The organism is Pseudomonas agarici, from assembly GCF_900109755.1.
Classification (GTDB): Bacteria; Pseudomonadota; Gammaproteobacteria; order Pseudomonadales; family Pseudomonadaceae; genus Aquipseudomonas; species Aquipseudomonas agarici.
In genome coordinates this window covers 225408-245923 of the sequence record NZ_FOAR01000006.1, presented here as the reverse complement: position 1 = coordinate 245923, position 20516 = coordinate 225408, and the positions used below count along the sequence as shown (strand labels likewise).

Sequence of the window (20516 nt, the reverse complement as noted above, 5' to 3'; positions counted from 1 at the left end):
CCCTTGGGCGGCTCTTTGTCTTTTCCAGATGGGCTGTTCGGTGGTGGTGGTTCCTGCGGCCCAAGTGCGCCTCTGCGAGGCTCTGTCGCTTGTAGGTCAGGATGTTTTTTCAATGCTTCTTCGTGCTTGAGCATCCACTGGCCAAGCTTTGCACCTCGCTCGCTGCCTCGCATTTCGGTTGCGAGCACCCTTGCGTTTCCACGACCTCGCGTCAGATAAGCAACGATTGCTCTTAGCAGGAGAATTACTACGGCCTCATGAGAGCGTGCAATATCCCACGCACCTTGTTGTGCTGCCATGCTGTCGTCGGAAAAGGAAATCAACGGATTATCGGTTCGCTCTCGAGGGCCGTTCCAAGCGGTGGAAACCCCACGAATGTAGCCCGTAGCTATCGGCTTAAGGCCTTCTGTGAAGAACTCAGCAATCGAGGCCAGCCCCAGTACACCAAGAATCCACGTTCCCGCCTGCACTCCGACCACGGCTCCTGCTGTTGCGCCTGGGAACGCGCCGATGCCGCCTGCAAGTAATCCGATCCCTCCACCTATCGTGGCGCCAGTTAACGCACTGCCGATAATGATCATGGCCATATCGACCACTGCACTAATCATCTCATCAAGGATGCTTCGAATATCAAGGTCAGAAAAGCGCTTCAGGATGCTGTTGGCTGCCTCTTTTTCGCCCAAATCACACGCTCGGCGGACACATCTGACCCGGCGATAAATCAGATCGATACTAGGTACATTCATGGAGCTGGGTGGGCTGAGAGGATTCATGCCCTTTCCGCGTTCCCCTAGGCCACGCTTACTAAATAGGCGTTCGGCATAAGCCTCGATATCGAGCCAACTGGGGATCCTTGTCCATAAAGGCATTCATCGCTCCTGCGCTCGGGGGAGAATTGGGAAAGCTAAACTTTGTGCCATGCTCTGTCAAAAGTGATTTCAAGGGATCCAAACCTTTAAGGCAGCGGCAGTCGAAAGGCTTGTGCTAGATGATTACCACTCTCCTGAGGTTCAGGCAGGGCGACGCAGAGTCAGGATACCCACGTCGGACGTCTACAAATTTACCTGCTAGATGACTTCGCCAGACGCATATCCACCAGGACCTTCAAGAGCTGTTCAAGCGCATGTGCTACAACGCGCTGGTGGGCAACAGTGACGACCACCCGCGCAACCACGCCATTATCTGGACCGCAGGCCAATGGCGCCTCTCGCCCATGTATGACGTACTTCCCATCCTCGATGAAGGCCCGGCCCAGGCACTGGCCATGGCCGTTGGTCGCGAGGGTACCCAGATCAGCCGCCGCAACCTGCTCAGCCATCATGAGCACTTCGCCCTTTCACGCGAACACGCTGAACAGGTGCTGGATGAAAGTGATCGGCTGGGAGCAGGCATTGAAGGAATACTACGGCCAGTGGCTGCAAGGGATAGATCTGCGGATGGCGCAGGAGGCCACCAGCGCCGCACGGATGCGCTAGTGGCTGTGGTTAGTTCTATTAGTCAATTTCGCCGCCACAAGCCGCGAAACCCTTGCGGGTACCCACCATAATCAGAAGTCGAAAAACACCGTCTCGCCTTCGCCCTGGATACGAATATCAAAACGGTAAGCCCGCTTGCCGTTCACTTCGCAGCGCTGGGCAATCAGGGTTTCCCGGCGTTGCGGTTGCTCGATCAGGTTGATCACCGGGCATTTCGCGTTAGCCTCGGCCTCATCGGAAAAGTACAAGCGGGTCTGCAGATGGATATTGATCCCTCGGGCAAACAGCGAGACATTGATATGCGGCGCCATCGGCACGCCGGCTGCGTTGTTCACCACCCCAGGCTTGATGGTTGCCAGCGTCCACTCTCCCGCATCGAAGGTGGTCGCTGTGCGACCAAAGCTGTTGAAGGCTTTCTCGGCATCGAAGGCCGTGTCGTAGATACCTTCGTGATTGGCCTGCCAGAACTCCAGAAAGGAGTCGCGCACCAAGTGGCCATTACCGTCATAGACATTGCCGAGCAACAGGATATGTTCGCCGGGGGCACCGGGCTTGGCCATTTCGTTCCAGATTTCCTCCGGGCGGCGCGGGTTGCCAGCCGCCGCCAGCGCCAGGCCGATATGCACGTAGGGACCGGCGGTCTGCGACGGGGTTTCGGCGAGCAATTGAACAGGCATGGTCGGTCTCCTCAGCAGTTTTCGAAGTGGGTCTTGCGCTGGCCGCGCAGCACGATGTCAAATCGATACGCCAGGCAATCCATCGGATTGGCGTTGCCCATGTCGAGCCGGGCAATCAGGCTCTGCACCGCTTCGACATGGGCGATCGATTTGACGATGGGGCACATCGGGATCAACGGATCGCCTTCGAAATACAATTGAGTGATCAATCGCGTGGCAATTGACGGGCCGCTAATGGACACGTGGATATGGGCTGGACGCCAGTCGTTCGGACCATTGCGCCACGGGTAAGGTCCAGGCTTGACGGTGCGGAAGCTGTAGTAACCATCACGGTCGGTCAGTGTCCGGCCAACGCCGCCAAAGTTCGCGTCCAGGGGCGCCAGATACCGGTCATTCTTGTGCCGATAACGTCCGCCAGCATTGGCCTGCCAGATTTCCACCAGGGTATGGGGAATCGGCTGGCCATATTGGTCGCAGACCCGGCCAGCAACAATGATGCGCTCGCCCATCGGCAAGCCGCCATAGTTGAAATTGAGCAGCAGGTCGTTATCAAAATGACCGAATTTCAGGTGGGAAAAGTCAGGGCCGGTGCTTTCACTGACCGATTGCGGGATGCTTACCAGTGCCTGACGTGGCGAGCGGGCAATGGACGTCTTGTAATCAGGGGTCAAGGCTTTGGGGTGCCAATTGCGGTCACGGATAACAAAACGACTGTTGTCTGCTTCAGACATGTCGATCTCCTGTTGTTTTTTTGAGGCCATTAGGCATGAATCACGTGCTGAAAGCGTGCCCCAATAGAGACCCATTAGCTATTGAAAAGCCGGGCCTCAGGCATAACTAAATGGTTATGGATAAAGCCCCTTATGGTACGCCTGCCCTACTTCCCGCAGCATCTCCATCGACCATTGTGCCGCCAATGACAACGGCAGGCTGGCATTGCTCGAAATGCCCACCGAACCACCCGGCTCGCGCTGGCCCAGATCGATTTCGCGCAGCTCGCCACACGCCAGGTCCAGGCGCACGGCATCCAGCGGCGCGATCCACAGCGCCTCACTGGACAGCACATAGCGCCGGCTCAAAGCCACCGACAGGGTTTCCAGGCGCTGGCGCGACGGGCGGATACCGCACTGCACGAACAGACTGTCGGCAAACTTGCGGATGGTGGTACCCGCCAGGGGCAGGACAAGGGGGAAGTTCTCCACGGCACTGTGGTCCAGCGAAGCGTTCAACAACGGATGATCGGGCCGCGCCACCAGGGTCATGGATTCGCTGTACAGGTGCTCGAAGGTCAGCCCCTGGATCTCCGGGCTGTCGGTCATGCGACCGACCACCAGATCGACATCGCCGACCCGCAACTGCGAGAGCAGATAGGCACTCGGCCCAGTCACTACGCTGACCACCAACGCCGGATGCCGTTCGTGCAACCGCCGCACCACCTCCGGCATCAACAGGCTTTCCACGGTCGACAACACCCCGAGTCGCACCACACCCGCGGCGTACTCGCCCTCGCGCAAGGCCCGCACTCCTTCACGCAGGGTCTGTACCGAAGGCCCGGCGTAACGCAGGAAGGCTACCCCAGCCTCGGTCAGACTGATGCCGCTTTTACCGCGCACGAACAAACGGCTCTCCAGCAGGGCCTCCAGCTCCTTGAGGGTCTTCGACATCGCCGGCTGGCTCACTGCCAAGATATCCGCGGCCCGCGCCAGACTGCTCTGGCGAGCCATTTCGAGAAAACACACGAGGTGACGAAATTTGATACGGGTGTCGATATTCACGAGATGGCGGCTCCAGTGTGGATCGGGACAAGCACAATTGTGTCCTATATTCGTTACCAGCGGCGGCCCATGAACCAAATCCCCAGGCCGACTTCTATTTTCATGGTCAGACGACCGGACTGGCTGCTAGTACGCCCAGCAACAACACTCATCTGCACCACAAACAGAGGATTCCCACATGCTTTGGAAAAAAGGACGGCGCAGCGACAACGTGGTGGATGCTCGTGACGACAACAATGCCGGCGGTGGCGGATCGCGCTTCGGCGGCAAGGGCTTGAGCCTGACCGCCGTGGTGCTGATCGTGGGCATTGGCTTGCTCACCGGCCAGGACCCGATGCAGATTCTCGGACAGCTCAGCGGGCAATTGACCGAACAGCAATCGGCGCCCATCAGCCCGCAAACCCGACAGTCACCGCCGATCAACGACGAGCAGGCGGACTTCGTCCGGGCCATTCTCGGTGATACCGAAGACACCTGGGGCCAGATCTTCCAGCAGGCCGGACGCCAATACCAAGAGCCGATACTGCTGCTGTTCCGCGGTCGAGTCAGCTCCGCCTGTGGCCTGGCCTCTTCGGCCACCGGACCGTTCTATTGCCCGGCGGACCGACGGGTCTACCTGGACCTGGATTTCTTCCGCGAAATGTCCCAACGCTTCCAGGCCGCCGGGGACTTTGCCCGCTCCTACGTGATCGCGCATGAAGTCGGTCATCACGTGCAGACCCTGCTTGGGGTTTCCGCCAAAATGCAAGCCGCTCGCCAACAAGGACGCAAAATGGCGGGCGACAGCGGCCTGCTGGTACGCCAGGAACTACAGGCCGACTGCCTGGCCGGTGTCTGGGCCTGGCACGCGCAAAAGCGCCTGAACTGGCTGGAACCCGGCGATATCGAAGCAGCCTTGAAGGCCGCCAATGCCATCGGTGACGATCGCCTCCAGCAGCAGGGCCAGGGGCGTGTAGTGCCGGACTCCTTCACTCACGGCACCTCTGCTCAACGGGTGCGCTGGTTCAAGACCGGCTTCGCCCAAGGGCAACTCAACCAATGCGATACCTTCGCCGCCAAGAGCCTGTGAACCAACAAAAACACGCTTTGGCTCGTTGTTGCGCGGTGATCGAACCGCCCGGCATTGGGCATAACGGCGACGGCGTACCGACGTCGCCACGGGGGACCTCAAGCCGACAGCAATTGCCGCAACGCCAGGCAATCCTCGGCATGCCAATCCGTCAGCTCCGGCCACGGGTTATCCGGCAGATTAACCAATACGGTCCGTGCTCCCGCCGCCCTTGCGCAATCCAGGTCAAAGCGGTAATCACCAACCATCACCATCTCGGCGGGCGTAACGCCCCAGGCTGCGGCCAATTTCAACAAACCACCCGGATGAGGCTTGGGCGGCGCGTCATCGCGCCCCAGCACATCCGCCTCGGCAAAACAGTCGGCCAGGCCGATGGCCTTTAGCGTTACATGCGCCAGCTCGCGGGCATTGCGCGTCAGAATACCCAGGCGATAACCCCGCCCGGCCAACTCGCGCACCAACTCCACCGCACCGATCGCCGCCTGCGAGCCCAAGGCCAGATCCCGCTCATGCGCCAGCAACCAGGCCTGCTTGGCCGCCGCTTCGTCGCTCGGTAACGCCGCCAGGTGCATCAGGATGTCGTCTTGCGGCGGAATCGACAGCGCCGCGCGAATGGCGGCAAAATCATGCACGGCAATGGTCAAGGTGCCATCCATGTCGAATACCCAGTGACGAACCTCGGACAGACTCATGACCAATCCTTGCGATGGCGGATCAGACCTTCCTGGGTGACCGATGCCACCAGCACGCCAGCCCGGTTGTACACGCTGCCCCGGGAAAAACCACGGGAGTTACCGGCCCAGGGGCTGTCCATCGCATACAGCAGCCAGTCATCGGCACGCAGCTCGGCATGGAACCACAGAGCATGGTCGAGGCTGGCCACCTGCATATCCTTCTGCCACACCGACTTGCCATGGGGCAGCAACGAGGTGGTCAGCAGATCGAAGTCGGACGCATAGGCCAGCAGGTACTTGTGCAGCGCCGGTGAGTCGGCCAGCGTACCGTCGGCGCGGAACCAGACGTACTTGATCGGATCCGAGGGCTGTGGGTTGTAGGGGTCTTTCTCAGTCACCGGGCGCACTTCGATCGGCTTGGGGCACAGCAACTTGTCACGTATGTGTTCGGGGATCAGGTGGGCGCGTTGGCGGATCATTTCCAGCTCCGAAGGCAAGTTCTCCGGCCCCGCCACTTGCGGCATGCTGCTCTGGTGCTCGAAGCCCTGTTCGTCGTACTGGAACGAGGCACTGCAGGTAAAAATCGGCTGGCCCTTCTGGATCGCCGTCACCCGGCGGGTACTGAAGCTACCGCCATCGCGCACGCGGTCAACCGAATACACGACCGGCAAACCGGCATCCCCAGGCCGTAGGAAATAACCATGCAGAGAATGCACATGGCGAGCCGCCTCGACGGTTTGGCTCGCCGCCGACAGCGACTGGCCCAACACCTGGCCGCCAAACAACTGGCGAAAACCCAGGTCCTGGCTGCGCCCGCGAAAGAGGTTTTCCTCGATGGGCTCCAGGGTCAGCAAGTCGACCAGATTTTCCAGTACTTGGCTCATTCAAACGCTCCTCACACAGGGCGACACGGTTCACTTAAAGGCAACATCAAGCCATCCGTGCTTGTGGTGGCAGAGCCTTGAACAACTCGCCACAGGCCTTGAATGATACTCCGTTTGCCCTCCTCGGCGGTGCAGCGGATCGGCCAACCTCAAGGGGTTATCCGTGCAGGGTTTCCAGCCACTGGTCGCGGCTGATGCGGTACAGCACGTGCTTGCGCAGCGGATGGTCGCCGGCCAGCTTCGGATGTTCGAAATCCGCCGCGGGGTCGTACTGCATGCCGATGGCCTGCATGACTTTTTGCGAAGGGGTATTGGGCTCCGTGGTAAAGGCCACCACCTCCTCCAGCGCCAGCCGCTCGAAACCGCAGCGCAAGGAAGTCCACGCGGCCTCGCTGGCGTAGCCCAGCCCCCAGTGTTCGCGAGCCAGGCGCCAGCCCATTTCCACCGCCGGAGTGAAGGCCGCCTCGAAGTTCACGTGAGCCAGCCCGGTCAAGCCGATAAAGGCACCATTGTCCTTACGCTCCAAGGCCCACAGGCCGAAACCATGCTCGGCGAAATGCCCGCGAATCCGCCCGATCAGCGCGGCACTCTCCAGGCGACTCAGGGCGACCGGGAAATATCGCATCACTTGAGGATCGGCGCACATCCGGGCAAATTCCGCCAGGTCATCATCGCGCCACTGGCGCAGCAGCAGGCGCGCGCTCTCAAGTTCCAGTATCGGCTCCATCAATCCCCCTCAGGATTCCTCGCAAAGCTGTTTCCCTGCTCGTCAGTGTATCGCGCTGATAAGATCCTTCGCTCATTTCCCACACGAATTCGCCATGCCGTTGCCTTTGATCTACCACGATGACTACAGCCCCAAGTTTCCGGCGGAACATCGCTTCCCCATGGACAAGTTCCGCCTGCTGCGCGATCACCTGGTGAACAGCGGCCTGACCCGCGACGCGGAGCTGCTGCGCTCGCAGATCTGTCCCGTGGATATCCTCGCCCTGGCCCATGACCGTGGCTATATCGAGCGCTACCTGGCTGGGGAGTTGTCCCGCGAAGACCAGCGCCGCCTAGGCCTGCCCAGGAGCCCAGCCCTGGCCCAGCGCACCGTGCGCGCGGTCGGTGGCTCGCTGCTGGACGCCGAGCAGGCCCTGGAGCACGGCCTGGCCTGTCACCTGGCCGGCGGCACCCACCATGCCCACCACGATCACCCGGCAGGATTCTGCCGTTATGCTTACCAAATTATGTAAACAAACCTTATTAGACGAGAAAAAGTAGTGCCCTTGGAAAATTTATGTTTCTAAAATTGGAAATAAATAATCGACATTCAACGAGATGTTTACAAACTTAGAAGTCGCCCCAGTGCCCTCAGATACAACTGAATCGCCTTTCCTCGACGCCCTATCTTTAGTGGATTATTTAGACGCAAAAAAAGCCCATCGGATGATGGGCTTCTCTTTCGAGTGTCTCCGAGAGAAGGCTTTCGCCCTCGAACCTCAGAGCTAGCCTTTAAATCTTATTGCTTAGGATAGGTCTAGCCAATTTTTGCCGTTGAGTTTTGGCTTCAAGCCTACTCTTAAGGCATGGCACCGACTCACTTGGGCTGGAAATATCTTTGTGGTTGAGGCGAGGATGAGGGGCGGTGAGCCGTGACCAAGACAATGCGCAAATATTACGTTTTTGCCTATTCCTTATCTTGAGGGGGAACGGTGTCCTGCTTTCATGGGGCTCGTTCAGCCCATTTTGCTTTCATGCCCCCGCATCTAATCCACAGCACATTGCCCTCGGGCGGAACAACACAAATTTTTCGAACTCTCCGCATGCTCACGTTAACAATTTAAAAATCATCCCAACCCCAATACTCAAAAACAAGCAATTGATATTTTGTAACAACATTTTTCTTTGACGATCAATTTCTTGAGAAACCCACAACCTTACACAGAAAAACACCTAAAAAGTTGTCGTCGACACATACTACTTTAGCTATAGACAGTATTGACTTTTGACAAATTTTATTATCTAACATAACTTTCTGGAAACCCTGTTAATATTTGACTCTCACAGTGTTACAATCGCGTGATAACAAGAACACTCGCGAAGGGTGTCGAGTTTAACATTATGGAAATTTCTATCGAATTCCCATGAAAAAAACAGCGACTTGTATTAGACTTCCATCGCATCTAATTATAAATATGTTGGATCTCTCTAAAACTCTATCATTTGCTTATTACGCACTGCACGCGGCAGTTGAGACCGCGCTTTTTTTGTAAAAGGATCAATAAAATGCCTGATAAAACAACGCGCCTGACCATCCTCATCGACTACCCAACCAAGCGGCGGCTGGAGTCCCTTTCTGAGGAAGTTGACCTTACTATTTCCCAGGTCATTCGCAAGCTTATTCGCGATCACCTTCGACAATATGAAAGTAAAATCGCTTCTCCTGTACAAGAACCGGACCGGGAAGATTCTTCACCGTATTCTTGATATACGAATGGACTTGTTGCCTTTATCACAAATAACTTGGCCGGCGGCCGGACCTGAACTTGATTGATACGCGCCCATCACCTCAATATATAACCGCCCTCGCCAAGTATTTGACTCATGGAGATTCAATCCTGTGAAACAACAATTACTCGCTTGTCATGCGCTTTTAAAAAAAAACCCTAGTGAATTTACTGTCTCTTCCGACGCCTCACAATCCTGCACTTTATTCTTTTCAATCACTGACACAACACAACGTGCACAGGTTTTTCATATTACAGCTGACAGCTTCGAAAAGGCTTGGCAAGCGGGAGCTCACGAACTGCAACGACGATACGACCAAGGCGTTTCTCAGGGAACGCATAACCCCGAACGTTCGTGGATTCGTGTCGAACGTGCGTTCAACGTGATGCCAATCACCTGGGCTAAACTCAACGAAAGCCTCAAACGCCACAAGCGCAATTACTTCAGGCAAGGCATCGCCTTGGACAGTGATCTGCGAGTGGCAATGACCGAACAGGAACTGAACGCCAACGCCATCCTGTATGGCGGCAGCGACATTGCCCACGCTACCTTGAACCCGAAGAATTTCGCCGCTTACGCCCGGCGCCGGTTTGCTGGAACCCACGCTGCTGACATCCTCGCCGGCCTGACGCCGGAAACCTGTGTATTCGTTTTCAACACCACAGGCGTATTCTGCGCCGAAGATGGCGAGGCCCATACACTGAATGGCAACGGGCTGGAAACCGGCTGGCGCACACTGGGAGCCCTTACCCCAGACTCAGTGCGGGCCTGCATTGACAGTGCATCCAGGTACCTGAGCACACAAGTACAAGACAGCGGACAGTTCATCTACGGCTACTTCCCGTGCTTCGACCGGGCGATCAACACCTACAACACCCTGCGTCACGCCAGCACCACCTACTCAATGATCGAGGCCTGGGCGCTGACCAGTGATCAACACTTGAAAGAGGCTATCGAGCGCTCGCTGGAGCACCTCACTAACGTGCTGATCAAGCCCTACTTGCTGCCGGGTGGCAGCGTGGCGGCCTTCCTCACCGACACCGGCGATGAGATCAAACTGGGCGGCAATGCGGTGTGCCTGCTGGCACTGGTCAAGTACTGCGAGGTCACCGGCACGCGCCACCACCTGCCGCTGCTCGAAGCGCTCGCCAACGGCATAGCCTGGATGCAGGACGCTGAAAGCGGGGCTTTTGTGCATGTACTGCACGCCAAGGACCTGAGCATCAAAGCGCCGTTTCGCATCATTTATTACGACGGCGAAGCCGCTTTCGGCCTGATGCGCCTCTATGGGCTGACCGGCAACGAACGCTGGCTGGCGATAGTCGAAAAAGCCTTCGACTACTTTATCGAGAAAGAACATTGGCGCGAGCATGATCATTGGCTCAGCTACTGCGTGAACGAGTTGACCCGCTACCGCCCCGACGAAAAATACGTTCGCTTTGGCCTGAACAACGTTGCCGGTTATCTGGACTTCGTACAACGGCGCATCACCACCTTCCCGACATTGCTGGAGTTGATGATGGCCGCGCAGCAGATGCTGGCGCGCATCGCCGAGCAACCCGAGCTGCGCCACTTGCTCAACGACATCGACTTGCATGCGTTCTACCGCGCCTTGCACCATCGCGCCCGCTACCTGCTCAATGGTTATTTCTGGCCGGAACTGGCGATGTATTTCGCCAACCCGGCACGCATCGCCGGGGCCTTTTTTATCCGTCACCATGCGTTCAGGGTGCGCATCGACGATGTGGAGCACTACCTTTCCGGGCTGATTGCCTATCACCGTTACCTGCTGGAGGGGGCGCCCCAGGTAGATGCGGTCGAGCATGAAAACCTGCCGGACCGAACCTGGAACGCCCACACACTGGCCCAGGTGACCCTGGGTACCTGGGCCCGCCAGCCGCCGATCGGCTGGTGCGCAACCGGTTTGACGCCGTCCATGCAGCTCTTTAAACCGCAACGAATACTCAGCCGTCCCCCCCCCAGCAAGATTGGCCCGAACGAAGCTCAATCGGCGCAACGCTGGGCCCAGGCCAACCCCGAACGCCGCCCGTCAGCGGTCATGTGTGTGGACCCCGCGCCGTACCTCGATAGCGGCTTACCGGTATTGCAAGTTGCCGATACCGGCGACGCCACGTTGCAAATGGGTCGCCACGCCCGGCGAAACTTCCCCGGGCAGGTGTTCGGCGTAACCGGCAGTTTCGGCAAAACCACAGTGGTCGCGATGCTCGCCCATGCACTGAAGCACTGGGGCGGCGTGGGGCAAACCGAGGCCAACGCCAACCTGCCCCATGGCATTGCCTGGAACCTGGCAAGCATGCCTCACCCGGCAAAGTTCTGGGTGCTGGAAATGGCCGTGGGCCGCATGCCGATCAACTCCGAGCTGGTGCGCCCGCACATTGCCGTGGTCACCGGGATCGCCCCGGCGCACCTGGAATATCACGGTACACTGGAAAACCTTGCACGCAAAAAGAGTGCGATCTTCCGCTCAATGGCGCCCGGTGGGCACGCGGTTCTCAGCCGTGACATGCCGTACTACGAGCTGTTCGCTTCCGCCGCCGAAGCAGCCCGGCTGCACGTAATCAGCTTTGGCGAACACACCGAGGCAGACCTGCGTTTGCTCGATTGCAGCAGTGAGGCCAATCAGGTGAACGTCCGCGCGCGTTGCGCCGGCAAACTGCTGAGCTTCAGCCTGCAGGCACGCGGTCGGCACATGGTGCTCAATGCCCTGACGGTATTGGCGGCGCTGTCTGCGGCTGGGCTTGCAGCCGAAGACGCGTTGCAAGCACTGGGCGCCTTCATGCCGGTGGAAGGTCGTGGCAATACCCTTTCGATAAAATGCGCCGACGGCCACTTTCAGCTGATCAACGACGCCTACAACGCCAACCCCGGCTCCATGGGCGCGGCACTGCGCTCCATGGCCGATCTGCCCATCGCCCCGCGCCACCGCGTGTTGGTACTGGGGGATATGCTCGAACTCGGTGCCGACGCCCAGCGTTACCACCTGGAACTGGCCGACGCGCTGCGTGCGGTGACGCCACGGCATGTGGTGCTGTGCGGTCCGCTGATGCATGAGCTCTATCTTGCGTTGCGCGGCGAGTTGTCGGTGCAGTGGTTCGAGCATGCCAAGGCGTTGACCCAGGCGTTGGCGAAAGAATCAGGCCAGTGGTTTCAGTCCGGCGATTGGGTGATGGTGAAAAGCTCAGGCGGGACGGGGCTCTCGCAGCTGTGTGAGTGGCTGACCACCCACGAACAGACGGCGCTGTCCTAGCCCGCGCAACGGGCGGCGATCTTCAGCCCGATGTCGTTGCGCAATTGATGAAAGGCCTTCGGTACGCCCTGGGCCTTGATCAACTGCGCCGGGTGCCCGGCACGCCTCAGGGCCTGATAAAAACCTTCCTGCAAAACAAACGGCGCGACCTGATCGTCCACGCTGCCGATCACAAACAACTGCCGTAAGGGTGCTACGGCAATGCCATCGACGTGCTGGACAGGGTCATAAGGGTGCAGCAACCCATTGGTATCGCGACCTGGTTTGGAGGGCAGGCCCTTGCTCTGACGAATCATCTGGGCACGCTGTACCAGCGAGAAAGCGCCCGAGGTCATCACCGCGCATTTCACGTCGGTACGGCCCAGGGTCAACAGCGCGGCGGCCGCCGTGGCGCCGCCGCTGTGGCCGAGCAAGACCCACTGCCCGATACCATAACGCGTGCGCAACTCATCCAGTGCCCCATCGAGGGCCATGAATTCCCGCACCTGACGCCGTTGCCCGTGGTCGCCGCTGGAGCCATAAGTACCCGGCCGCGCCACGATCACCACGGGCACGCTAGCACGTTTGCTCAGCGCCCGCGCCTGGGCGGTTTTGGCGGCCTGTGTGTTGCCATTGATCGCCTCGGGTGCGCGGTGCATTTCAGCCGTGCGGTCACCGTGAAACATCACGATCACCACCGGCGCCTGCTTGAGGGCACCGCCGGCGAAGTAACGAATGCACGCCGTACCCTGTGCGAACTCGACCCACAGCGCCGAGTCCGGCTCAGTGCACCTGGCCCGGTCGGCGGGCGTACTCCAGCGCAACGGCGTGGTAGCGTCATCCAAAGCCTGTGCCCACGGCGAACAAGCCAGGGCCAACCCGAGCAGCGCCCAGGTACCGAGCTTTTTGCCCATCGCCACCCCCTCCCCTAGCGCTCGCGCAACGCCTCGCGCGCGCGGTTCATGGGTTTGATCAGGTAGTCGAGCACAGTTTTCTGGCCGGTCTTGATGTCTACCGAGGCGATCATCCCCGGCACAATCGAGAACGACTTGCCGGCCTTGTTTTTCAAGGTGTCGGCATCGGTGCGGATGAACACGCGATAGTAGAAAACCTCCGGCTTGACCTCGTCCTGAATGGTGTCAGGCGAAATGGTCACCACCTTGCCGTCCATCCCGCCATAAATCGCGTAGTCATAGGCGGTGATCTTAACCTTGGCCACTTGGTCGGGATGGATGAAGGCGATGTCCCTTGGCGAGATGCGCGCCTCGATCAGCAACTGTTCATCCAGCGGCACGATCTGCATCAGGCGACCATTGGGCGGGATGATCCCGCCAATGGTGGTCACCTCGATGCCCTTGACGATACCGCGTACCGGCGAGCGCAGGGTCAGGCGGGTGACCGAATCGGAACGCCCGCGCATGATCGACGACAGGGTCTCGACATCTGCGTTGGCCTTGGCCAGGTCTTCACCGGCGCGCACCATGTAATCGGAGCGAGCCTGGGTCAACTTCAATTCCAGCTCGGCTTTCTGGCGCTTGAGGCGCAGCACCTCAACGTTACTGGCGGCGCCGACCTTTGCCAGGTTCTCGGTAATCTCCAGCTCGCTACGCACCAGCCCCAAGGAAGAACGCACACCGGCCAGGGACTCCTCCAGGCCTTTGCGACGAGTATTGAACAGGTCGGTTTCAGCACTGATCAACGCCGGGTAACGCGCAAGCTCCGCCGGGAAGACCAGCGACTTGCCATTCACTTCTGCCTGCAAGCGCGCCACGCTGGCCAGCGACGCCCGGTACTTGGAAGCACTTTCATCGAAATTGGATTCGGTCTTGGTCGGATCGAGCTTGGCCAGTGTTTGACCGTTCTTGACGATGTCGCCCTCGCCCACATACAGCTCGGTGACGATACCGCCTTCCAGCGACTGAATGATCTGCTCGCGGGACGTGGGAATGACCTTGCCGCTGCCGGTGGACACTTCATCCACTTCAAACACGTAGGCCCACACGCCAAACGCCATCAGCATGACCAACACCCACAGCACCACGCGTGTCGAGCGCAGCACTGTGTTGTCATCGACACCCTCGCGTGCGTGCACGGCGCTTTCGTCTTCGCTGGCGAGCAGGGGAATTCTTTTCGGCTCTCGGGTTTTCACTGGGTGTTCCCCTTGGGTTTGGAAAGCCGGGCAATCGCGTTGTCCTTGCTGTCATCCACAATGATCTGGCCGTTGTCGACCACGATGATGCGGTTCACCAGGCTCAACACACTCATGCGATGGGTGGCGATGATCAGCGTGCGATGGGCGGCCCAGCGGTCCAGGTTGTAGATCAACTGGCGCTCGGTGGCTTCATCAAGGGAAGCGGTGGGCTCGTCGAGCAGCACGATATGCGGCTGGCGAATGATCAGCCGCGACAGCAGCAGCGACTGGCGTTGCCCGCCCGACAGCCCGAGGCCGCCTTCGAGAATCATGTGGTCCATGCCATCGGCAAATTTGCTGATGAAGTCGGCGGCGCCGGTCAGGGTCAGCACCTGGAAGATTTCCTCATCCGACGCATGGGGGGCGCCCATGATCAGGTTGTCACGCAGCGTGCCGTGGAACAACCGCGAGTTTTGCGTCATCAGGCCCACGTCGCGGCGCACATCCGCCGGATCGATATGCCCGAGGGCGACGCCATCCAGGCCGATGCTGCCGGCTTTCAAGTCGAGCATGCCGGCCAGGGCCTGCAACAAGGTGGATTTGCCCGCGCCGTTACGCCCCAGAATCGCAATACGCTCACCCGGCTTGATCTGCAAATCCGTCACGCGCAGGGCCGGCACTGGCGCATCGTCGGCGTATTGGAATGTCGCTTGGTTGAGCACGTAATGCCCTTTGATCACCGGCAGATGCACACGCCTGCTGCCTTCGGCGTGATCCACCGGCAGTTCCATGATGTGGTTCAGGCTTTGCAGCGCCACCTTGGCCTGCTGCCAACGGGTCAGCACCTGGGTGATCTGCGACATCGGCGCCATCATCCGTGAAGCCAGAATGGACGCGGCCACCAGGCTACCAGTGGTCATGTCGCTGTCCATGACCATCGGCGCGCCGAACACCACCACCACGGCAAACACCGAGCCCTGCACATTGTTGCTCCACGCCACCAATTTGTTGGTGAGCATGCGCAGGCGCAGACTGGCGTCGCCGCAGGTCGCGTTGTAGTGGTTCCATTGCTGCTGAAAGCGCTGCTCGGCTTGCAGGGCCTTGATGTCGTCCAGACCCTGCACGGTTTCCACCAACATGGCGCTGCGCAGCGACGCTTCACGCATTGACTCACTGGCCAGCGCCGCGAGTTTCTTCTGCGCCAACAAGCCCGGCACGATCAAAAACAGCACCGCCACCAACGGCACCGCCACCAGCGGCCCGGCGATCAACCAGTAGATCACTAGGAACAGCAGGAAAAACGGCAAATCCGCCAACGCCGTCGCGGTGCTGGAGGTGATCAGCTCACGCAGCTGCTCCAGCTCCTTGAGCTGAGAGATAAACGACCCGGTGGACTTGGGCCGCGCACTGTTGCGCAACCGAATGGCGTGGCCGAACACCAGGTCAGAGACGCGCAGGTCCGCGCGCTTGCCAAGCATGTCGGTGATGCGTACGCGAGTAATGCGCATGATGAAGTCGAACACCAGCGCCAGCATCACGCCGCCAAACAGCACATACAGGGTGGGCATGGATTCGGCCGGGATCACGCGGTCGTACACCTGCATGGAAAACAGCACCCCGGCCAGGCCAAGCACGCTGGTGACCAGTGAGGCGAGCATCACGTAGCCGTAGGGCCGCAGGTCGCGCAGCACAATGCTGCTGAACCAGCTCTTTTGATACGGCTTGATGTAGTCATCGACCCGCGTGTCGCGCACTGCGCCCATGGGCCGCAGGATCACCGCCTTGCACGCATGCTCCAGCAGTTCGCGGCGGCTGAGGCGGCTTTGCAAACCGCCATCGCCGCTGTAGGCGATACCGACGCTATCGTCTTCACCAAGGGCTTCCAGCACGCCGACCTGGCCGTCATCAAATTGCAGCACCAATGGCAACTGGCGCTGCATCAAAATCGACGCAGAAAAGTCGGCGATCACACAGTTCAAGCCGGCCTGGCGCGCCATGCGCCGCACCACGTCTTCTACCGATGTGCTCTCGGTCCACTGCGCCGCGAGCCGCACGCTTTGCGCCGAACACTCCAAGCGGTAATGCCGGGCAACACCCAGAATTGCCTCCAGCCACACCTCATAATCAAATGCCGGCAGCGCGGTGAAAGGCGTCTGGGTTGCACTCAGGTCATCGTCAAGTTTCACAGCTTCATTCATGGCCGAATCTCCACACCCTGCAGGGTGCTGTTGTCCAGATGGAACGCCGTGCGCAGCCCTCCGGTGTTGTACAGGCAATCGATATTCAAGCGACGCAGATCGGCCGCGGTGTTTTCCCGGTCCATGCGCGCCTGGTGGATTTCCTGTTCGGCGTTAAGCAAGTCAAGCAGCGGCCGCGTGCCCAGTTCGAGGTACTGCTGGCGGTAGAGGTCGCGGGTTTCGGAGATGCTGCGTTCACGAAAATCCAGGGTCGAGAGGCGTTGTGACAGGCTCCCGATTTGGTCCCGTGCTTCCAGCAAACCTTGCCGAACCGCCAGGCGCGCAGCGTCGTTGGCTGCCTCGGCGGAACGCAGTGCCTGTTGGGCTGCGGATTTACGCGCCGTGATTGCACCGCCCTGATACAGCGGCATCTTCACGTTGAGAAACACGCCATAGCGGGTGCGATCCCGGCCGTCGGGCAGGTTGCTGTTGTCGTTGTTGTCCAGGTAGCGCGTGATGGACGGGTCCAGCGATACCGTCGGCAGCGCTTCGGCACGCGCCTGCGCGATAAGCGCCAAGGCATCCACGCGCTGGGCCTGGGCGATCAACAGCGTGGGCGTGACCGCCTCATCGGGCACCACCCCCACGCAGGACTGCTCCAGCGGGGCAGGAAATGCACCGGAGACGCTCACCGGTGACTGCGCGCCGAGCAGGCTGCTCAAGGCACTGCGCCAGCGATTGAATTGTGCGCGGTACTGTTGCTGAGTTGCCATCGAAGCTTCCACCCGCGAGCGCGCCTGGATCAGGTCGGAGCGGGTGCTGGCGCCCATGTCGCTGCGTTTTTTGGCCAGCTCGGCAATCGCCGAAATGCCGTCGATCTGCTCACGGGCGAGGGTCACCAGGCGCTGCGAGCGTTGCAGCTCAATCAGCGCAAACGAGGTGTCGCGAGCCACTTGGTCAATCGACAGCAAGATGGCTGCCTGGCTGCCGCTGACCCGCGCCAGAGCGCTGTCCACCGAGCTTGAGACCTTGCCGAAGTCGTAGAGCATCTGCGACGCCGACAACGAAAACGCACGGCTTTGACCATTGCCACTCAGGCCACTGTCGTAACCCGAATTGAAGCCGCCGCTGACTTGTGGGTAATAACCGGAACGGGCGATGTTCACGTTCTCGTTTTGTTGGTAAAGCTGCCCGATCGCCTCGGCAATAGCCGGGTGCCATTCCACCGCCAACTGAACGGCGCGTGTGAGGTCGAGGTTGTTCGGGATGTTGCGTTGCGGTGCCACCGGTGCGCTGACGCCCGTTGGCCCTCCCGGTAAATTCGTGCCCAGGTTGCTGGGGCTGATGATGTTGACGCGTTCTTCGTCGTCCAGAAGTGAAGCGGCCATAACCGGCTCAATCCCTGGCGCGATCATTGCGCCTGCCAGAACCGCGGCAGACAGTTGTGTGGCGAAACTCTGATGCCTCACTGCAATTCACCTGACTGTTGTCAAACCGGATGGGGACAACAACCGCGTGTGGCACCTATGTGCCACACGCGGTTGCTGCGCTACCGTTGGTGATGAGAACCGGGCTTTTCAGCCCGGTCTTTGGGGGTGGCGTTACACCACGTTGATACCGCTTTGCACCCAGAGCTGATGGGTCTGGTCTTCCTGGCTGGTGTAGATCACGTACTCAAGACCGTTCTCCACGTGGGTCACTCCGGTAGACCAGTCGCCGGTCAAGTGCACGCTGTCCTGATCGTCGCCCTGGATCATCAAACGCTCCGACTCAGGCCCGCTAATGGACACCAGGTCCTCCAGGCTCAGGGTTAGGTCAACTGCGCTGACGTCATTGAGGTCGATGCTGTGCACACCGCTGACTTTGCCGATCAGGTCGGTGAGGTTGATGGCCGCATCGCCACCCTCCCACAGCAACCCGTTCGCACCCACGCCAGACTCGACATGAGTGAAGTCGGTGTCATCGGCCACCACGGCATCGTGGTGGTCAGCCCCAACGTTGGCGCCGTCATCCGCCGCTGCGTCCACCGCACTGTGAGCGGCGGCAAAACCTGCGCCCTCAGTGGCCGGCACACCCGGGTTGGCGTCGTCCCAGACCAGGTCGCGGTCTGGCGAGTCGATGCGGATGTACAGGTCGGCGGTGTCTGACTGCCCGGTTGGCGTGGTGAGCTTGTAGGTGAACTTGTCCACCTGGCCAATCTCATCCAGCGTCAGGCCGGCATGCGGGGTGTAGACGTATTTGCCGTCGGCAAACACCGTCAACGTACCGTGCTCACCCTCGACTTTCGCCCCAGTCTGCCCAGGAATCACATAGACCCCGTTAACCAGCACACTCAACACCGTCAGCGGCGAACCCAGCACATCCGGCCCGGACAGGCTGTTCGCCAACAGATCACCAGTGGCATTGGCCATGTCCCCCGCCACAAACTGCGTGAGGGCGGTGGTGGTCAGTTGCTGTGCAATCGTGATCGCACTCAGCGACAACACCGAGCCGGTCGAACCGGTGACACGATACGAACCGGCATCCAGCCCGGTAAACGTATGCGTCGCCTCAGTCGTGGTCTGCACCGTGGTCCACGTACCGCCAATCAGCTTCTGCAAGTTCACGGTGGTGGTCGGCAACAGCGTAATGCCGGTGGCGCTGACATCGATTTTCAACACGGCTGTGGAATCTGCCGCCACGACGATGACTTGCCCTGTACCCGTGCCGGTACCCAGCGCCGGCAGGTTGTAGGTCAGGGACGGTGCCGTCGTCTCGGTCACCAGGTTGACGATCTCGATCTGCGCGGAGCCCAGGTCATCGTTGGCAACCGTATTGATCACCCCTGGCGCCGATGGATCGGCGTTGTTCCACGTCACGTCCACACTTGGGCTGTCGATGCGCACATACAAGGTGGCCGACGCCGAGCCGCCTGCGCCATTGACCAGGTGATACTCGAAAGCATCCACCTTGCCGATGTTGGCGACATCGCCATTCGGGGTGTACTTGTAGTCGCCGTTGGCAAAGATCGTCAGCTGACCATATTGGCCTTGCAGCACCGTACCAACGGTGGCATCGGCATCGACGAACTCGCCGCCGACTTCGACTTGCACCTTCACCGGCCCGCCATTGCCTGGTACATCCGGTTGACCGCCAACGCCTGGATCGGTGATGACGTTGCCGGAGATTTGCGCACCCGCTTCGCCGGTGAAGTCAGTCAGGCTGTCGTTGGTGACGCTCAACGTGGCCGTCGCACCCGCACCAACACTCACTAGGTTAGGGTCAAGCTTGAGGGTGAAACGATATTGCCCGGCTTCCAGCCCTTCGATCTTGGCGCTGGAGCTTTGGCCGAACAGCCCCAACAGATCGAGCAGGCCCGAACCGTTGCTGCCTTGTTGAACCGGCAACCAGCCACCGGCACCGTCGCTCACTTCCAGAATCGCAGTGAAACCACCACCCAACAGTGAGACAAGATCCGCTTGGGCAAACTGCAGGTTCAGCGTGCCGGTGGAACCTTCGGCTACACCGAACTCCTGCACCTTGGTGTGATCGCCGAGGATGATCCCGCCGACCCCCAGCAGAGTGAACACGCGCATATCGGCCAGGTTGGTGTTCGAGGTGACGGGTTTGATCGTCACTTCGCCGGTGGCGAGGTCGTCGAAGGCTTCTAGGTCGGCGTCGGCATCGGCATCGGCATCCGCGTCGGCATCGGCATCGGCATCCGCGTCGGCATCGGCATCGGCGTCCGCATCGGCATCGGCATCGGCATCGGCATCGGCGTCAGCATCCGCATCGGCATCGGCATCGGCGTCCGCGTCGGCGTCGGCGTCCGCATCAGCGTCAGCATCAGCGTCAGCGTCAGCATCGGCATCAGCATCAGCATCAGCATCCGCGTCGGCGTCCGCATCGGCATCGGCATCGGCATCGGCATCAGC

The 20516-nt window shown here is 59.8% G+C and carries 15 protein-coding genes and 2 pseudogenes; 5 read left to right on the top strand and 12 right to left on the bottom strand.

All coding sequences use genetic code 11. The annotated features are described in order from the left end of the window. On the bottom strand, positions 1–869 hold an 869-nt coding region (locus BMX68_RS08375; RefSeq protein WP_369678876.1), incomplete at its 3' end, for a DUF6861 domain-containing protein. Positions 870–1123: 254 nt separating this feature from the next. Here BMX68_RS08375 and BMX68_RS26320 point away from each other — a divergent pair. Further along, positions 1124–1312, top strand: a pseudogene (locus tag BMX68_RS26320) (HipA domain-containing protein); the annotation flags it as partial. A 234-nt stretch (positions 1313–1546) separates the two neighbouring features. Here the strand turns inward: BMX68_RS26320 and pcaG are convergent. The 3 genes from pcaG to pcaQ form a co-directional block, all read right to left on the bottom strand. After that, complete coding sequence (pcaG, locus tag BMX68_RS08365) at positions 1547–2152, bottom strand: protocatechuate 3,4-dioxygenase subunit alpha (protein ID WP_017129860.1); 606 nt, start codon at positions 2150–2152, stop codon at positions 1547–1549. Positions 2153–2163: 11 nt separating this feature from the next. Continuing rightward, positions 2164–2883, bottom strand: coding sequence for a protocatechuate 3,4-dioxygenase subunit beta (pcaH, locus tag BMX68_RS08360; RefSeq protein ID WP_017129861.1), 720 nt, complete (start codon positions 2881–2883; stop codon positions 2164–2166). A 114-nt stretch (positions 2884–2997) separates the two neighbouring features. Continuing rightward, positions 2998–3927 carry a pca operon transcription factor PcaQ gene (gene pcaQ, locus BMX68_RS08355; protein ID WP_017129862.1) on the bottom strand — a complete coding sequence of 310 codons (930 nt, stop codon included), beginning with the start codon at positions 3925–3927 and terminating at the stop codon, positions 2998–3000. A 178-nt stretch (positions 3928–4105) separates the two neighbouring features. Here pcaQ and ypfJ point away from each other — a divergent pair, with 178 nt between their 5' ends. Next, positions 4106–4996, top strand: a complete 891-nt coding sequence (ypfJ, locus tag BMX68_RS08350) for a KPN_02809 family neutral zinc metallopeptidase (protein ID WP_017129863.1) — start codon at positions 4106–4108, stop codon at positions 4994–4996. A 98-nt stretch (positions 4997–5094) separates the two neighbouring features. Here the strand turns inward: ypfJ and BMX68_RS08345 are convergent, their stop codons facing one another. The 3 genes from BMX68_RS08345 to BMX68_RS08335 form a co-directional block, all read right to left on the bottom strand. Next, positions 5095–5688 (bottom strand): HAD family hydrolase, encoded by a 594-nt coding sequence (locus BMX68_RS08345; RefSeq protein WP_017129864.1) that lies wholly within the window; start codon positions 5686–5688, stop codon positions 5095–5097. Next, positions 5685–6554 (bottom strand): acyl-CoA thioesterase II, encoded by an 870-nt coding sequence (gene tesB / locus BMX68_RS08340; RefSeq protein ID WP_017129865.1) that lies wholly within the window; start codon positions 6552–6554, stop codon positions 5685–5687. The genes BMX68_RS08345 and tesB overlap by 4 nt, the downstream gene beginning before the upstream one ends. Before the next feature lie 157 nt (positions 6555–6711). Continuing rightward, positions 6712–7281, bottom strand: coding sequence for a GNAT family N-acetyltransferase (locus BMX68_RS08335; RefSeq protein ID WP_017129866.1), 570 nt, complete (start codon positions 7279–7281; stop codon positions 6712–6714). Between the two features lie 94 nt (positions 7282–7375). Between BMX68_RS08335 and BMX68_RS08330 the strand changes: the two are divergent. From BMX68_RS08330 to BMX68_RS08320, 3 genes and pseudogenes are all read left to right on the top strand, one after another. Then, a pseudogene (locus BMX68_RS08330) lies at positions 7376–7768 on the top strand (arginase family protein); the annotation flags it as partial. Between the two features lie 1057 nt (positions 7769–8825). Next, entirely contained in the window at positions 8826–9026 is a 201-nt protein-coding gene (locus tag BMX68_RS08325) for a ribbon-helix-helix protein (RefSeq protein ID WP_074862019.1), read from the top strand. A gap of 406 nt (positions 9027–9432) precedes the next feature. Further along, entirely contained in the window at positions 9433–12315 is a 2883-nt protein-coding gene (locus BMX68_RS08320) for a Mur ligase family protein (protein ID WP_244159641.1), read from the top strand. Here BMX68_RS08320 and BMX68_RS08315 read toward each other — a convergent pair. The 5 genes from BMX68_RS08315 to BMX68_RS08295 all read right to left on the bottom strand — a co-directional run. Continuing rightward, positions 12312–13208 (bottom strand): alpha/beta hydrolase family protein, encoded by an 897-nt coding sequence (locus BMX68_RS08315; RefSeq protein ID WP_017129870.1) that lies wholly within the window; start codon positions 13206–13208, stop codon positions 12312–12314. The two genes, BMX68_RS08320 and BMX68_RS08315, sit on opposite strands and share 4 nt — an antisense overlap. Positions 13209–13222: 14 nt before the next feature. Beyond that, entirely contained in the window at positions 13223–14386 is a 1164-nt protein-coding gene (locus BMX68_RS08310) for a beta-barrel domain-containing protein (RefSeq protein ID WP_026012956.1), read from the bottom strand. A gap of 53 nt (positions 14387–14439) precedes the next feature. Continuing rightward, entirely contained in the window at positions 14440–16623 is a 2184-nt protein-coding gene (locus tag BMX68_RS08305) for a type I secretion system permease/ATPase (protein ID WP_017129872.1), read from the bottom strand. Continuing rightward, the gene (locus BMX68_RS08300) at positions 16620–18017 is read right to left on the bottom strand and encodes a TolC family outer membrane protein (RefSeq protein ID WP_051000570.1); all 1398 of its coding nucleotides are present in this window, start codon (positions 18015–18017) and stop codon (positions 16620–16622) included. The genes BMX68_RS08305 and BMX68_RS08300 overlap by 4 nt, the downstream gene beginning before the upstream one ends. A 186-nt stretch (positions 18018–18203) precedes the next feature. Continuing rightward, the coding region (locus tag BMX68_RS08295; RefSeq protein ID WP_256218770.1) for a BapA/Bap/LapF family large adhesin at positions 18204–20516 on the bottom strand (2313 nt) is incomplete at its 5' end.

Coding starts and splice junctions, on each gene's coding strand:
- pcaG (WP_017129860.1), bottom strand. CDS start 2,152: ATGCCTGTTCAATTGCTCGCCGAAACCCCGTCGCAGACCGCCGGTCCC.
- pcaH (WP_017129861.1), bottom strand. CDS start 2,883: ATGTCTGAAGCAGACAACAGTCGTTTTGTTATCCGTGACCGCAATTGG.
- ypfJ (WP_017129863.1), top strand. CDS start 4,106: ATGCTTTGGAAAAAAGGACGGCGCAGCGACAACGTGGTGGATGCTCGT.
- BMX68_RS08345 (WP_017129864.1), bottom strand. CDS start 5,688: ATGAGTCTGTCCGAGGTTCGTCACTGGGTATTCGACATGGATGGCACC.
- tesB (WP_017129865.1), bottom strand. CDS start 6,554: ATGAGCCAAGTACTGGAAAATCTGGTCGACTTGCTGACCCTGGAGCCC.
- BMX68_RS08335 (WP_017129866.1), bottom strand. CDS start 7,281: ATGGAGCCGATACTGGAACTTGAGAGCGCGCGCCTGCTGCTGCGCCAG.
- BMX68_RS08325 (WP_074862019.1), top strand. CDS start 8,826: ATGCCTGATAAAACAACGCGCCTGACCATCCTCATCGACTACCCAACC.
- BMX68_RS08320 (WP_244159641.1), top strand. CDS start 9,433: ATGCCAATCACCTGGGCTAAACTCAACGAAAGCCTCAAACGCCACAAG.
- BMX68_RS08315 (WP_017129870.1), bottom strand. CDS start 13,208: ATGGGCAAAAAGCTCGGTACCTGGGCGCTGCTCGGGTTGGCCCTGGCT.
- BMX68_RS08305 (WP_017129872.1), bottom strand. CDS start 16,623: ATGAATGAAGCTGTGAAACTTGACGATGACCTGAGTGCAACCCAGACG.
- BMX68_RS08300 (WP_051000570.1), bottom strand. CDS start 18,017: ATGATCGCGCCAGGGATTGAGCCGGTTATGGCCGCTTCACTTCTGGAC.